The 14,271-nt window shown below is 58.2% G+C and carries 13 protein-coding genes; 6 read left to right on the forward strand and 7 right to left on the reverse strand.

Annotation, left to right across the window (positions count from 1 at the left end; all coding sequences use genetic code 11):
- From HKD40_RS07855 to HKD40_RS07865, 3 genes are all read left to right on the forward strand, one after another.
- Positions 1–747, forward strand: coding sequence for a pyridoxine 5'-phosphate synthase (locus HKD40_RS07855; protein WP_169195182.1), 747 nt, complete (start codon positions 1–3; stop codon positions 745–747).
- A 227-nt stretch (positions 748–974) separates the two neighbouring features.
- Positions 975–1,589 (forward strand): NADPH-dependent FMN reductase, encoded by a 615-nt coding sequence (locus HKD40_RS07860; protein WP_169195183.1) that lies wholly within the window; start codon positions 975–977, stop codon positions 1,587–1,589.
- Positions 1,590–1,747: 158 nt separating this feature from the next.
- Complete coding sequence (locus HKD40_RS07865) at positions 1,748–3,670, forward strand: potassium transporter Kup (RefSeq protein WP_169195184.1); 1,923 nt, start codon at positions 1,748–1,750, stop codon at positions 3,668–3,670.
- Positions 3,671–3,697: 27 nt separating this feature from the next.
- Here HKD40_RS07865 and HKD40_RS07870 read toward each other — a convergent pair whose 3' ends face one another.
- The 7 genes from HKD40_RS07870 to HKD40_RS07900 form a co-directional block, all read right to left on the reverse strand.
- Positions 3,698–4,819, reverse strand: coding sequence for an NADH:flavin oxidoreductase/NADH oxidase (locus HKD40_RS07870; RefSeq protein ID WP_169195185.1), 1,122 nt, complete (start codon positions 4,817–4,819; stop codon positions 3,698–3,700).
- Positions 4,820–4,926: 107 nt separating this feature from the next.
- Positions 4,927–5,184, reverse strand: coding sequence for a hypothetical protein (locus tag HKD40_RS07875; RefSeq protein WP_169195186.1), 258 nt, complete (start codon positions 5,182–5,184; stop codon positions 4,927–4,929).
- 200 nt (positions 5,185–5,384) lie between these two features.
- Positions 5,385–6,569, reverse strand: coding sequence for a YeeE/YedE family protein (locus HKD40_RS07880; RefSeq protein ID WP_169195187.1), 1,185 nt, complete (start codon positions 6,567–6,569; stop codon positions 5,385–5,387).
- Positions 6,570–6,647: 78 nt separating this feature from the next.
- On the reverse strand, positions 6,648–7,574 hold the full coding sequence (locus HKD40_RS07885) for a sulfurtransferase (protein WP_169195188.1): 927 nt from the start codon (positions 7,572–7,574) through the stop codon (positions 6,648–6,650).
- Positions 7,575–7,747: 173 nt separating this feature from the next.
- The gene (locus tag HKD40_RS07890) at positions 7,748–9,409 is read right to left on the reverse strand and encodes an iron ABC transporter permease (protein WP_248305972.1); all 1,662 of its coding nucleotides are present in this window, start codon (positions 9,407–9,409) and stop codon (positions 7,748–7,750) included.
- A gap of 51 nt (positions 9,410–9,460) precedes the next feature.
- Positions 9,461–10,489 carry an extracellular solute-binding protein gene (locus tag HKD40_RS07895; RefSeq protein WP_169195189.1) on the reverse strand — a complete coding sequence of 343 codons (1,029 nt, stop codon included), beginning with the start codon at positions 10,487–10,489 and terminating at the stop codon, positions 9,461–9,463.
- Between the two features lie 168 nt (positions 10,490–10,657).
- On the reverse strand, positions 10,658–11,725 hold the full coding sequence (locus HKD40_RS07900; RefSeq protein ID WP_248305966.1) for an ABC transporter ATP-binding protein: 1,068 nt from the start codon (positions 11,723–11,725) through the stop codon (positions 10,658–10,660).
- Positions 11,726–11,962: 237 nt separating this feature from the next.
- On the opposite strand from HKD40_RS07900, the gene HKD40_RS07905 reads away from it, so the two are divergent.
- The 3 genes from HKD40_RS07905 (at position 11,963) to HKD40_RS07915 (ending at position 14,246) form a co-directional block, all read left to right on the forward strand.
- Positions 11,963–12,109, forward strand: a complete 147-nt coding sequence (locus tag HKD40_RS07905; protein ID WP_169195190.1) for a hypothetical protein — start codon at positions 11,963–11,965, stop codon at positions 12,107–12,109.
- An 83-nt stretch (positions 12,110–12,192) separates the two neighbouring features.
- Positions 12,193–12,867: a response regulator transcription factor gene (locus HKD40_RS07910; protein WP_169195191.1), complete on the forward strand. Its 675-nt coding sequence runs from the start codon at positions 12,193–12,195 to the stop codon at positions 12,865–12,867.
- Positions 12,864–14,246: a HAMP domain-containing sensor histidine kinase gene (locus HKD40_RS07915; protein ID WP_169195192.1), complete on the forward strand. Its 1,383-nt coding sequence runs from the start codon at positions 12,864–12,866 to the stop codon at positions 14,244–14,246. Before HKD40_RS07910 ends, HKD40_RS07915 begins: the two co-directional genes overlap by 4 nt.
- Positions 14,247–14,271: the final 25 nt, after the last annotated feature.

A 14,271-nucleotide genomic window follows, 5' to 3' on the forward strand; every position in this document is an offset into this window, starting at 1 on the left:
GTGACTCTGCTGTCCGTCAATCTCAACGCCGTCGCCCAACTCCGCAATCGCCGCGATCTGCGGTGGCCGAGTGTGACCGGCATTGCGCGCGTGGTTTTGGACGCGGGCGCTGCGGGCATCACCATTCATCCCCGTCCCGACGAACGCCATATTCGGCGTACGGACGTGTTCGCTTTGGCTGAGCTTCTGTCCTTGGAATATCCCGATGTCGAATACAACATCGAGGGTTACCCAAGCGAAGATTTCATCACCCTGATCGAAACCATCAATCCCCATCAAGTCACGCTGGTGCCGGATGATCCGAGCCAGGCGACTTCTGACCACGGATGGGATTTTGTCGGTCAGGCCGACATTCTCAACGCGGTCATCCCGCGTCTTCGTGGTGCTCAAGGGCGCCGTATCTCGCTGTTTTGCGATCCAGACGCTGGGGCTGAAGGCGTTGCTGCTGCCAAGGCGGTTGGTGCCGACCGTATCGAACTGTTCACCGGCCCTTATGGCGCTTGCTATGACAACCGGGCTGCCGCGCAGCGTGAACTCGTGGCGCTGGCCGATACCTGCGCCGCTGCCCTTGCCATTGGTCTGGGTGTCAATGCCGGGCATGATCTGACGCTCGAAAACCTGCCCGCTTTCCAAGAGCAGGTGACAGGCGTCGCAGAGGCTTCCATTGGCCACGGCATCACCGCAGACGCACTGCTCTATGGCTTTGCTGAAGCCACCCGTCGCTACTGCGCGGTCCTCGCAGACTAAAGACTGTTCGATAAAACAGAACACTGCGTTTTAATTATGCTGAAAATGGACGGATTATCGTGATCCGTCCATTTTTTGTTCTAAAAGCCTAGGACTTTCCGATACTTACATCGGTGTTACCTAGTGAGACATATGTATCTGGGAACATAATAGTGCCCACTTGTGAACGGACGAGACAGGCACATATATCGCCTCAGTTACGTTTTGTTACCAAGGAGGGCACTCAGATGTCCAAGCTCAAGATTGGCGTTATTATTTCGACCACTCGTCCGACCCGCTTCGGTCACGTCCCTGCCCAGTGGATTGCTGACAAGGCCAACGAACGCCCTGAAATCGCAGCTGAAATCGTAGACCTGCGCGACTATGACCTGCCATTCTTTGACGAAGCTGCGTCCACTGCCTGGATGCCTTCGCAGAACGCAAATGCGCAGAAGTGGCAGAAGAAAATTGCTGAACTCGACGGCTACATCTTCGTAACCGCTGAATACAACCGTTCGATCTCTGGCGCTCTCAAGAACGCAATTGATCAGGCCTATGTCGAGTGGAACAAGAAGGCTTTTGGCGCTTTCGGTTACGGTGGTGTTGGTGGCGCACGCGCTATCGAGCACCTGCGGAACATCGGTGTTGAGCTGCAGATGGTTTCGACTCGCTCGGCAGTTCACCTTGCTGGCGCTGAATTTGCCTCGGTTCACCCAGGCTTTGGCGGCACCAAGTCGCTGAACGACATCGAAGGTGCAATCGGTGGCGCGGCCAAGGACATGCTCGATCAGCTGATCTGGTGGGCCTCTGCTACAAAGCAGGCTCGCGAAGCAGACGCTGCAACTGCAATCGCTGCTGAGTAAATCACTCACGCTCAGAGACAATTTTTGTCTTGGAAGGTCGCTCGCAAATCGAGCGGCCTTTTTTTCTTGTTGAACCAAGCATCGCGCCGGGCATTGATAGTTTATGGGTGCGGGTGTATAGCGGCGCCCGCCCTGCTACAGCGAGAGCCCTAACGCTCATGACGCATTCGGAAAACACCGCGCCCAGCGTCGGTGATGTGAACGCCCCCCACAGCGATCACAAGTCCAACAATCTACCCATGCTGACCCTCGGGGCGATCGGTGTCGTCTATGGCGATATCGGCACCTCGCCGATCTACGCTTTCCGGCAGGCCATGCACGTGCGCCCGGGCGCTGCGGCAACCAATGTCGAGATCCTTGGTCTGCTCTCGCTGATCGTGTGGGTGCTCGCGCTCACCGTCGCGGTCAAATATGTGTTCTTCGTCACCCGTGCGGACAACAATGGTGAAGGCGGCACGCTCAGCTTGATGGCGCTTGCCCGCAAGACCTTCACCAACCCACCATTCTGGATTACAGCGCTCGGGATTTTGGGCGCGGCCATGTTCTTCGGCGATGCCATTATCACCCCCGCCGTTTCGGTTCTGTCAGCCGTTGAAGGCATTGATCTTGTGGCCCCGGGCATGACGCGCTGGGTGGTGCCAATCACACTGGTCATTATTGTCGGCGTTTTTGCCGTGCAAAAATTTGGCACGGCGAAAGTCGCCATCATTTTTGGCCCCATAACGGCGATCTGGTTCCTCGTTCTCGGTGCCTCGGGCCTCTTCAATATCATGCAGTACCCGGCGATCCTGTGGGCGCTGAACCCGCTGCTCGGCATCGAGTTTCTTGTCACCCACCTCGGCATCGCCTTCGTGGTGATGGGGGCAATCTTTCTTGCTGTGACCGGCGCAGAAGCGCTCTATGTCGATCTGGGGCACTTTGGTCGCAAACCGATTGTGCTGGCTTGGTTTGGCCTCGTCTTTCCGTGCCTGTTGCTGAATTATTTCGGGCAGGGGGCTTATGTGCTGCATACGGGCGTCAACAACGTTGTCAGCCCGTTCTATGAGATGCAGCCTGAATGGGCGTTGCTGCCTTTCGTGATCCTCGCCACCTTGGCGACCATCATTGCCTCTCAGGCGGTCATCACGGGCACCTTCAGCCTCACTCAGCAGGCTATCGCTATGAACATGCTGCCGCGCATGCGCGTGCTCCACACGTCGGAGACGCAGAGCGGTCAGATCTACATGCCGCAGATCAACATGTTCCTGATGATCGGCGTGCTGATCCTCGTTGCTGCATTCGGTAGCTCGGCGTCCCTCTCCAATGCTTATGGTATTGCCGTGTCGGGGGTGATGATTGTCACGCTGGCCTTGTTGCTCGTTGTCATGCGCCGCAATTGGAAATGGCCGCTCTGGGCCGTTGCCTCATTTGGCGTGGTCTTTGCTATTATCGACGGCGGGTTCTTTGCCGCGAACGCGTCAAAGCTCTTCCAGGGGGGCTGGTTCCCTGCGGCGGTCGCAGTGTTTGTCGCGCTCTTGATGGGCAGCTGGATGGCCGGTCGTCGCCGTCTGCAGGAAAAGACCCGTCGCGATGAAGTGCCGTTGCAGTTCCTCGTCGATAACCTCGCCAAGAAAAAGCCAACGACTGTGCCCGGCACAGCGATCTTCCTCACCAGCGACATCGAGGGCGCGCCGACAGCGCTCCTGCACAGCCTCAAGCACTACAAGGTGCTGCATGAGCAGAACGTCATTCTGACGGTTCGCACCTCGACTTCGCCGCGCGTGCCGGACGATGAAAAGGTCACGATCGACGCCTATAACGCGCTGTTCTTCCGCGTGGTTATCACCTTTGGCTTTATGGAAACGCCGAACCTGCCAAAGGCACTGGGGTTGGCGCGCAAGCTGGGGTGGAAGTTCGACATCATGTCGACCTCCTTCTTCCTTTCGCGTCGTTCGCTTAAAATCGGCAAGTCCACGTCGTTCTGGCACACCTGGCAGGACAAGCTGTTCATTCGCCTGTCGCGCAATGCCAGCGACGCCACCGAATACTTCCACATCCCGTCTGGGCGGGTGGTGGAAATCGGCACTCAGGTGCTGTTGTAAAAGAAAAGGGGGCGTGAGCCCCCTTTGTCATTTCCGCACGCCGAGAACCTTGTCTCGACTTTGCACCCGCACTGTTTGCACCGGCCAGTTGTCATAAGACCCATCAAGTGCCCGTCGCGCGTGGGCTGCCCATTGCGGATCGTCCATTGCCCCGCGGGCCAGCGCGATGAAGTCGGCCTCGCCACGCGCAATGATCTGTTCTGCGCCTTCAACGTCACCCAAGAGGCCCACTGCCATGGTCAGAATATCGCCCTCGGCCTTCACCTGCTGGGCGAACTTGACCTGATAATTCGCCTCGGGCTTGATCCGGCCCTGCGCAAACCCGCCGCTTGAGCAATCGATCACCTCAACACCACGCGCTTTGAGCTCGCGCGCCAGCACGACGCTATCCTCAATTGTCCAGCCGCCTTCCGCATTGTCGCTTGCCGAGATGCGCGCCATGAGCGGCTTGCTGGCAGGCCACACCGCCCGCACCGCTTCGGTCACTTCCAAAACCAGTCGCATCCGGTTTTCGCGGCTGCCGCCATATTCGTCGGTACGATGGTTGGCGAGTGTCGAGAGGAATTGGTTGAGCAGATACCCATGCGCGGCGTGGATTTCGACGGTATCGAAACCCGCCTTGTCGGCGCGGATTGCAGCGTCTGCAAACCCGTCAATGACACGCTGAATACCGGCTGCGTCCAGTGCTGTTGGCACCTGATAGTCGTCGTCATTGGGGTCGTGGCTTTCGGCACTCGGCGCCACTGGTACCCAGTGCTCATAGCCTACGGCCTTGCGCTGTTCTTCCGTTTGAAGTTCATCCGCGCCGCGCCATTCGACAGATGTCGAGGCCTTGCGCCCCGCATGGGCCAGCTGAATCCCTGCGGCTGTGCCGTGCGTGTGCAGGAAATCGACAATGCGGGCGAGGGGAGCGATGTGCTCGTCTTTCCAGAGCCCCATGTCCGCATAGGAAATGCGACCCTCGGGGACAACGCCCGTGGCCTCCACAATCACCAGAGCAAAACCACCAATGGCAAAGCGCCCCAGATGAACGAAATGCCAATCATTGGCGAAGCCGTCGATGGAGGAATACATGCACATGGGCGCAACCACAGTCCGGTTGCGCAGAGTCACGTCACGAAGCGTGATCGGGGAGAATAACTCAGACATTGGTTCATCCGCTTAGGGTGGGGCGGTGACCATGCCTTGATATTGCTCCATCGGCAAGTGCCGATGGAAGCAAGATGTTTGAACCCACGCCTCTTGAGCGGAAAGGCTTAGTGGCTTGGATTATACTGGCGATAATCCTGCACGGCCTTCGCATCAGCGACACGGCGGGCGATGGCTTGTGCCAGTTCGCAATCGGCACCGGGGGCAAGCCCCTTCACCTTACGAAAATAGTCGCCCATCGCGTCGGGTGTGAAGTTGATATTGTCGACGACCTTGCGGAGCGTGCGGTGGAACACATTATCCTCGAGAGAGTCAGGTGTGTGCCAGGTATCGCGGTTCAGATATTCATCGAATACGTCGTACATGAGGGCCTGTACTAGTCATGTTTCTTTACGCCTGCGCGTGCGGAAAGACTGCAATGCGAGACGTCAAAAGTTCTAAAACAATTTCGTGTCGTGCAAACAAGTAAGCAGTCTGGGCGCGCTGGACCATTGGCATAGCGCGCCGCAGCCTCTTGGTAAACGCTTCTATCGTAGGGCCTGACTTGAGCCAGGCGCATTGCTCCTTAAAGGCTGATGCGGAAGACCCGCGCCAAGCGCCAGGTCAGCAGAATGCCAAGGCACATGAAGACGAGGAAGACCCAGCCCGACAAAGACCCTGCCTGAATGCCAGAGAGCAAAACGCCCACTGTGCAACCAAGCGCCGTCATCGAGCCCCAGCCCAGCAGCACGCCGCCCACGAGACCACGAGCAACGTCAGAGCCCTTTAGGCGGCGCGGCTTGAACTGACCGGCGATAAACGAGGTGAAAAAACTCCCCCCGATAATGCCCAGAACGAAAAGGCCGTTGTTGGAGAGCAGGGTTTCCTTGATGATGGTGGCGCAGCCGCGCAGCGTGTCCAAGCCAAAGAGGCTCGACGGCACAATGCCTCCCGCAGTGCCTGCGGTACGCGCCAGCGAGCCAAGTTCGGCTGTAACGCCCAGCGGCGCAACGCGCAGATAGGCGAGGGTGGAGATAATGCCCACCAGCGTTCCGGAGATGATCGCGGGCCAGCGCTTAAAGAACAGGTTCCTTACCCCGGTTTCCAGTGTCAGCGCTGCTTCCGCTTCCGTTGCTTGCGGCTTGGCCCACAGCAGCGCACCAATCGCCAGTGCGCCGAGCAAAACCAGCGTCAGCGTCAGCCCACCAGCATAGCCAAGGTGGTGCGGGATCCAGCCGATAAAGGCATTGGTGGTCACAGCGAGGAAAAGACTGTTCCAAGTGAGGAAGCCAATGCCGAAACCAAAGAAAGCGCCGATGATGGCGAAGGGCGAAATGACCGAGCCTTCAGAAAGGCGATAGAAATGCGCCGAAAGGCATGAGCCAGAGATGGCCATGCCGATGCCGAAGACGGTCGAGGCAATGGCAAGGGTAATGCTAACCGGGCCGATATGAGCGGTCGGGGGTAAGCGCTCCAGCGCCGGTGTCGGCAGCCAAGCGCCAAAAATGGTGGTGTAGCCAATCGCGCCAACGGCCAATGCCACCAGAATGGCAATGATGCCCCCTGCCTGCCGCTTCTCGATGAGATCGCGGAAGTTGCAGAGGAAGCAAAAGCGGCTGCGCTGCAGCACAATGCCGAAGGCCGTGCCGAGCACCAGTGACAAAGCGAGGGGGCGGCTTTCGACGCCCGCACTGTTGAGAGAAACGAAACCCCAGATCAGCACCGTCGCTGCAATCAGCGGCACGAGATAGCGAGATGGCGACAAAGTCATAAGAATGCCCCGGAAAAGTCAGTGGCGGGCGCCGAAGCGTCCGCCATGTCAGATCGTCAAAGCTAGTTCAGCTCTGGTTTAGATGCGGCCCCATACGGTGCCCGATGGGTTGTCGATCGGAACGCCAACCGAGTTGCCATATTCAGTCCAGGACCCGTCGTAGTTCTTCACTTCGTAGCCAAGGATACGCGAGAGAACGAACCAGGTGTGGCTCGAACGTTCGCCAATGCGGCAGTAGGTGATGATCGGCTTGGAGCCGTCGATGCCGATAGCCGCGAAAGCTGCCTTGAGGTCTTCGGTCGATTTGAAGCGACCGTCTTCCTGTACAGCGCCGCCCCATGGGAAGTTCACTGCACCAGGGATGTGACCGGCGCGGACGGAAAGTTCCTGCACGCCTTCTGGAGCGAAGATCTCACCGGAGAATTCCTTAGGACCGCGAATGTCGACCAGCGACACGTCGGCGCCACCTTCAACAACTTCGAGAACGTCAACGAGGCGCGCGCGGATCGGAGCCGCTTCTTCTGGCAAGTCGATGGTCGACGCTGCGTATTCTGGAGTTGCGGTGTCGAGCGGCAGGCCCTGTGCTTCCCAGTACTTACGGCCGCCGTCGAGCAGCTTTACGTCGTGGATGCCGTGGATATCAAACACCCAAGCGCCCCAGGCTGCGAACCAGTTGTTGTTGTCGCCATAGAGAACAACAGTGGTGTCTTCGGTCACGCCGGCCTGCTGGAGGATCGCTTCCAAGCCTTCGCTCGAAACGATGTCGCGACGAACGGTGTCGACGAGATCTGTGTGCCACGACAGGTTCAACGCACCCGGAATATGGCCGCGCTCATAAACGCCAGTATCAACGCTGACTTCAAAGATGCGCACGTTGGGATTGCTGATGTTTTCTTGAACCCACTCAGCAGTGACCAGCGGGCTGGCGTCGTCTGCGAGGGCGGGAGTGGCAACCAATGCAACACTGACTGCTGCGGTGGTCAGTAGTCGGGAAAATTTTGTCATTCTCTCGTCCTGATGAGCTCGGCGTATCTGCCGCGTTGACCCAATCATGGCCTTTTCGGGGCATAATTTTCAAAGCACAGGGGTCTAAAAGCGTGTTCAGGAGAATAAAATTCCGCTCAATCGAACGTGAGATGAGAGAATAAAACTCTATTGGACCGATAGTGTCAGAAGGCTCAGGGTTTTCGCGGCCGTCCCGTGCGCGCCAGCAATATGACCGGCAATATCCCTATCGCTACTAATAAAATTGCCGCTAACGAAGCATCTTCATAAGTGCCGCGCGCGGCCTCGCCATAGAGTAGTGTTGCGAGCGTTTCAAAATTGAGCGGCCGCAGCAGCAGCGTGGCTGGCAATTCTTTCATGCAATCAACGAACACCAAAAGTGCAGCCGCGATCAGCGCTGTGCGTGACAGGGGCAGGTGTACTCTGAGCAGCGTGCCAGATGCACTGTGGCCCAAGGTGCGCGCAGCATGATCATAAGAGAGCGGAATGCGCGACAGTCCAGCCTCGATCCCGCCTGTCGAAATCGCGAGGAACCGCGCGCTATAGGCATAGAGGAGTGCCGCGCCTGAGCCGAGGAGAAGGAGGCCAGAGGACAGGCCGAAGTTGGCGCGCAAAAAGCCGTCGAGCGTTCTGTCAAAAGCGGCGACAGGAACCAGTATGCCAATGGCGAGAACGGTCCCCGGCACGGCATAGCCCAGCGTCGCGATGCGCGAAAAGCCCTGCGTCACCGGCCCGGTGCGGACCCGCGCCGCATAGGCCACGGCAAAGCCGAGGGATAGAATGAGCACAGTCGCCAGCGATGAAATCGTCACTGTGTTCACCGTCGCGCGCAATAGGCTTGGCGAGAACCCGGCAAAATCCAACCGCTTGATTGCTGACGAGATCAGATAAATCGCTGGTCCCGCAAAGCCGATGAGGATTGGGGTGAGGCCAAGGCAAAGCGCCAACGCCGCCTGCCAGCCGCGTAGTTTCTGTGCTGGCATGGGGCGAGCCCGTTGCGCATTGCTCGCATAGCGTTGGTTGCGTCTCGCCCAGCGCTCAAGAACCAGCAGCAACAGCACGAGGGTGAGCATGGCGGTGGCGATTTGTGCCGCGCCGGCCAAATCGGTGCGCACAATCCAAGTCGTATAGACCGAAGCCGTCAGCGTGCGGACGCCAAGAAACTGGCTCGCCCCCACATCGTTGAGTACTTCCATGAGCGTCAGCGCTACCCCCACTGCGATGGCGGGGCGGGCGAGGGGCAGGGCCACACGCCAAAACACCATGTTCCGGCTGACCCCCAAGGTGCGCGACACTTCCACAAGGTTTGCGGCTTGGGTCAGAAACATCGCCCGCGTCGTGAGATAGACATAGGGGTAGAGCACGAAGCCAAAAACGACGATGGCGCCCCACATCGAGCGAATATCGGGCAGTCGGAACTGCCGGGGCGAGGAATAACCCAAGACCCATCGGATCGTGCCTTGTACCGGCCCAAGCGGGTTTAAAATGTCGAGATAGGCATAGGCCATAATATAGGTCGGAACGGCGAGCGGCAGGAGCAGCGCCCATTCCAGCACGCCGCGCCCTTTAAACTCGTAGGCCGAAACGATCCAAGCCGCGCCCGTGCCCACCATCGTCGCGATAATGCCGGTGCCGAGCAGCAGAACGCCGGTGTTCCAGGCCGATTGGGGCAGCACGTTGACCAGCACATGGCCCCACAGATCGCCCGTGTCCGCGCTCGCGGTGAAGACAATGACGAGGATTGGCACAAACACCAAAACCGCGGTGGCAGCAGCCACGGCGGTCCATGCAGAGATTGGGTTTCTGGTGCGCGCTAGAGGCGCGTTGGCCGCCATGGTCATGATGGGAAACGGTGCGGCTGGAACGAGCCGCCGCACCGAACTGTGTTAGTTTGAGAAGGTGTCGAAGTTCACTTCATCCACAAGTTCGCTGGCGCGCTTGCGGAACGGAAGGATGTCGCTCAGCGCCAGACTATCTGGGGTCAGCGTGCCGAATGCGGCGATGATCGGATGGACTTCAGCCGAAGCGTTGACTGGGTATTCGAAATTGGCTTCGGCGTAGATCTTCTGCGCTGCTGGCGACACTAGATATTCCAGCAGCTTAACGGCCTGATCCTTGTTCGGTGCGTGCTTGGCAACAGCAGCGCCCGAGATGTTCACCAAAGTACCGCCGTTCTCAAAGGTCGGAAGAATGACCTTGATCGCATCGGCCCAGGCCTTTTGCTCGTCGCCACCAGCGCCCGAAGCCATCAGCCCAACGTAGTAGGAATTGGCCAGCGCAATGTCGCAAATTCCGGCTGCAATATCGCGTGCGCCGTCACGGTCGCCGCCTGCTGCTGCACGGGCCTGATTGGCCTTGATGCCCTCGAGCCAAGTCTTGGTTGCCTCTTCGCCATGCTTGGCGAGATAGGCCGCAAAGGTCGCTGTATTATAAGGGTGCTGGCCCGAACGGATGCACAGGCGACCCTTCCACTCTTCATCGGCCAACTGCTCGTAAGTGATGGCGTCGAGATCAAGGTCCTTGGCCGCGTAAACAACGCGGGCGCGAGACGACAGGGCAAACCAATTGCCGTCCTTGTCGCGCAGCGTTTCTGGGATCGCTGCCGAAAGCACGTCTGACTGGATCGGCTGAGTGAGGCCCGCATCAACGAGGTCGACGAGGTTGCCAAAGTCGACGGTCATCAGAATGTCGGCGGGCGAGCTTTCGCCTTCAGCTTTCGCGCGTTCGATGATCCCGTCCTGCAGGAAGACGGTGTTGACGGTCACGCCGGTTTCGGCGGTGAAGGCATCGAGCAAGGGCTGCACAAGGCCTGGCTCGCGGGTGGTGTAAATGTTGAGTTCTTCGGCAATTGCAGGAACTGCGACGCCAAGCGCGAGTGCGCTGGTCGCAAAGATGATCTTGTGAAGCGATGCCATGGTGTTTCCCTTGTGGCTGACTCAAACAAGCGCGCCGTCGACGGAGAATTCTGCGCCCATGGCCGGGCAATAATCTAAGTGGAATTATTGAGTCAAGAAATATAGATTGGAATTAGAACAGTTCTAAACCACAGATGTTTCTCAAGAATACTGTAAAGAAAATATCGATCACGGAGAAAAGATCAATATTTCGTCTTCAGAGACATTTAGCTTGGCGGTGTGTCCGGGGCGCAATTTATAGCGCTGACTGGTGCGCATCAAAATAGGCTCGTGTAATTCTGGAACCGCAATGCGCCATTCTTCGATTTCGCCCAAAACGGCATGGCTAAGAATAGTGGCGTTGATTCCGTCGGCTCCAAAACTGAGCGCGCGAGGCCGGATGAATATCTCGCTGATCGCGTCTGGCTTATCGGGTGCGGGAAAGCGTCCGAGTGCTGTGTCGAGCCATTGCCCGTTGCGGGTGGCCGGAATGCGGTTCATCCGGCTAAAGAATTCGGCTGTATAGGCACTCTTGGGCGCGTTGAACAATTCGCTGCCGCGTCCGGCCTCGACGACCTTGCCCTCGCGCATCAGAACAATTCGATCGCCAACCGCCAACGCTTCTTCTGGGTCGTGGGTGACGATGATTGCGGTGGTGTTGAGCTCGCGCAGCAGCGCCACAACTTCCCCGCGCAAGGTGTCGCGCAGTCCACGGTCGAGGTTGGAGAAGGGCTCGTCCATCAACAGAACATGCGGTCGGGGGGCCAATGCTCTTGCAAGGGCGATGCGCTGCTGCTCGCCGCCCGATAGCATATGCGGATAGCGCTCAAGCAAATGGTCAATGCCAAGCCTAGAGGATAGCTCGTCCACGCGTGTGCTGGCGTCCTGCTTCGTGAGTTTTTTCAGGCCAAAGGCAATGTTCTGACGCGCTGTCAGGTGCGGGAATAGAGCATAGTCCTGCAACATGTAGCCAATCCGCCGATGCTCCGGCTCCACAAACCTGTGCGGGGCAAAAACAAGCGTCTCGTCGATTGCAATTGTCCCCGCATGAGGCGTTTCGACACCGGCAATAGCGCGCAGCAGAGTAGACTTGCCGCAGCCCGAATGCCCCAAAAGACAAATGATCTCGCCATCCATAACAGCGAGATCCACGCCATGAAGCGCAACGACATCGCCGAAGTGCAGATGGATATCTTCGAGTTTTAAAACAGTGCGCCGTGCGGTCATTGCTGCATCAACCATTCGGGCTTTGATCATGTCAATGTTTTGCATGACTTGTATGGTATGTTTGCTCGCGAAAGTGTGGGCTTCTACTTCGTTTTACTCATCGCGTTTCAGTGCGCGAGTGCCTTCGTATCGGGCTGATTTTGATCAACTTTCTGTGTTCAGCGAGAATTGTGCGTTTACTCGCTGATGAGGCAAGTTTGACGCAAGGTTGCCGATGCAATTTCACCGCACTCGATCCCTCCTCGAGACGCGAACAAGGAATTGAAAATGAAGAAGATCGCATCCGCTCTCCTCGCCGTTGCTCTGGTTGCTGGCGTCACCGCGCCGACTTTCGCGCAGGCCACCACCCACGGTTGCACTTTCAAGGAAGCATCGTTCTGCGAAGCTAAGTCGATCCCGAACACCGACGACTAATCAAAATTCGGCAGCAATTGCTGTAGAATAACAAAAGTCGGCTTCTGGATTTCCGGAAGTCGGCTTTTTGCGTGAGGTTGGGCATGAAGATTCTTTTCGTTGAAGACGAACCGGAAATGGCCAAATTGGTCCGTGCCGCGCTCACAAAGTCTGGTTTCGTGACCGATTGGGCGCCCTCTCTGGCGACCGCCTCCGAAACCATTCAAAGCACGCGGTATGATCTCGTCGTGCTCGATCGGTCTTTGGGCGATGGCGAAGGCACCAGCCTCATCCCCGTTGTCCGCAAGCTCTACCCGTCCATGCCCGTTCTGGTCCTGTCAGCGCATGGTACGGCCTCCGACAAGGTTGAGGGGCTCAATCTTGGTGCCGACGACTACCTTGCCAAGCCCTTTATGGTCGATGAGTTGATCGCCCGGGTCCGCGCTTTGCTGCGTCGCCCCCGCCATGTCGTCACCGAAGCCTTTGCCTTGGGTAATGTCGAGGTCGATGTCACCCTCGGGCAGGTGCGCGTCAATGGCCAGCCGTTAGAGGTGCCGCGCCGCGAATTGCTGCTTTTGGAAAGCCTTATCCGACGTTCAGGGCGCACCGTCCGCCGCAGCCTCATTGAAGAAGAGGTTTATGGCTTTGACGACGAGGTGCAGGCCAATGCACTCGAGCCCCATGTCTCGCGCTTGCGCAAGCGCTTGGCCGATGCTGGCGCGACAGCCACGCTCCACACTGTGCGCGGGGTCGGGTACATTCTGCAGGCTCAATCATGATTGACCGCAAATCGCCCAGCCTTGGCCGCAAGCTCACGGGCAAGATGATTGTCGTGCAGCTGTTTTCGCTCGCGCTGTTCTTTGGTCTGGGCGTGTTTCCGCTCGTCATTTACCCGATTGTGAGCCAGGCAGGCTCAGCGCGGGCCATTGACCCCAGTGTTTCGAGCACGCTCGCGGCGAGTTTCGCTCAAGTCCAAGATGGCGAAATCGTCATACGGCCAAGCCCGGAGGTTCGCGACCTCTTCGTCAACAATCCCGACATGTATGTTTATGCGGTCAGTGATAGCGGAGCGACTCTGACACTCGGTGCCGTACCGGCAAGCGCGGAGCCGCTTATTGCTAACCTGTCTCAGGTCACCATTTTGGATCTGCGCACCAAGGACGCCAGTGGGCGTTTCTTTGTCCGCACCGAAAACTCCAGCGTTGGGCCAGTTCACGTGCTCATTGGCAATGGCCCGACGGTCAGCGTTGTGGGCCTTTTGCGCAACGCCACCATTCTTCTCGCCTTCAGTATTTGGCTCGTACTTACGCTTGTCACCGTCATTGCCATTCCGCTCATTGTTCGGCGCGAGCTGCGCGGGGTGAAGCTGCTGGCAGAGGACGCCAGCCAGATCAATTACGAAAACCGGGGTGATCGTCTGCGTGAAACCGGCGTTCCAAGCGAACTGCTGCCGCTGGTGAAGGCCGTCAACGCGACCCTGGCGCGTCTCGATATGAGCTACGCTGGCCGCCAAAAATTCCTCGCCGCCGCTGCGCATGAAGTGCGAACGCCAATCGCCATTCTGCAAATGCGGCTGGAAAACAGCGACGTTTTCCCGGAGCGGCAGAACCTCCTCTTGGACGTGGCCCGCCTCGCCACTCTTGCCGAGCAATTGCTCGAGGTGCAGCGCCTCGGCATCGTCAAAGGCGTCTTGGCGCCGCTCGACTTGCGTGAGATCGCTGAGTTGGTGGTCGAAGAGATGGCGCCGCTTGCGCTCAAATCCGGCTATGATTTGGGTCTCGATATGGGCGATGCCCCGGTCACGGTCACCGGCGACAATCGCTCACTGCATCACGCCCTTGCCAATCTCGTCCAGAATGCCATCGCTCATAGTGGCGGGGCTGGAACAATCCTTGTCCGCGTCGGGACAGATCGCACCATTTCGGTCACGGACGAAGGGGAGGGGATTCCCGCGGAAGCGCGCGAGCGTATCTTTGAGCCCTTTGAACGCCTCCACCGCGCCGGTCGTGGAACGGGGCTGGGACTCAATCTGGTCTACTCGATCATGCACTATCACGGCGGTTCAGTCGTCGTTTCGGATAGCGATAGCGGCGGCGCAAAGTTTGTCCTGCGCTTTCCGGAGCAGGTTCAGGAGTGGCCTAGCTTAAGCTCTCTTTAACGGCAACGATGCAGTCCGAGGGGGA

It is taken from the genome of Devosia sp. MC1541 (assembly GCF_012847305.1).
Taxonomy (GTDB): domain Bacteria; phylum Pseudomonadota; class Alphaproteobacteria; order Rhizobiales; family Devosiaceae; genus Devosia.

What these genes read in the sequence shown, in the direction of transcription:
- HKD40_RS07860 (WP_169195183.1), top strand. Translation starts at nt 975, where the DNA reads ATGTCCAAGCTCAAGATTGGCGTTATTATTTCGACCACTCGTCCGACC.
- HKD40_RS07865 (WP_169195184.1), top strand. Translation starts at nt 1,748, where the DNA reads ATGACGCATTCGGAAAACACCGCGCCCAGCGTCGGTGATGTGAACGCC.
- HKD40_RS07870 (WP_169195185.1), bottom strand. Translation starts at nt 4,819, where the DNA reads ATGTCTGAGTTATTCTCCCCGATCACGCTTCGTGACGTGACTCTGCGC.
- HKD40_RS07875 (WP_169195186.1), bottom strand. Translation starts at nt 5,184, where the DNA reads ATGTACGACGTATTCGATGAATATCTGAACCGCGATACCTGGCACACA.
- HKD40_RS07880 (WP_169195187.1), bottom strand. Translation starts at nt 6,569, where the DNA reads ATGACTTTGTCGCCATCTCGCTATCTCGTGCCGCTGATTGCAGCGACG.
- HKD40_RS07885 (WP_169195188.1), bottom strand. Translation starts at nt 7,574, where the DNA reads ATGACAAAATTTTCCCGACTACTGACCACCGCAGCAGTCAGTGTTGCA.
- HKD40_RS07890 (WP_248305972.1), bottom strand. Translation starts at nt 9,409, where the DNA reads ATGGCGGCCAACGCGCCTCTAGCGCGCACCAGAAACCCAATCTCTGCA.
- HKD40_RS07895 (WP_169195189.1), bottom strand. Translation starts at nt 10,489, where the DNA reads ATGGCATCGCTTCACAAGATCATCTTTGCGACCAGCGCACTCGCGCTT.
- HKD40_RS07900 (WP_248305966.1), bottom strand. Translation starts at nt 11,725, where the DNA reads ATGATCAAAGCCCGAATGGTTGATGCAGCAATGACCGCACGGCGCACT.
- HKD40_RS07905 (WP_169195190.1), top strand. Translation starts at nt 11,963, where the DNA reads ATGAAGAAGATCGCATCCGCTCTCCTCGCCGTTGCTCTGGTTGCTGGC.
- HKD40_RS07910 (WP_169195191.1), top strand. Translation starts at nt 12,193, where the DNA reads ATGAAGATTCTTTTCGTTGAAGACGAACCGGAAATGGCCAAATTGGTC.
- HKD40_RS07915 (WP_169195192.1), top strand. Translation starts at nt 12,864, where the DNA reads ATGATTGACCGCAAATCGCCCAGCCTTGGCCGCAAGCTCACGGGCAAG.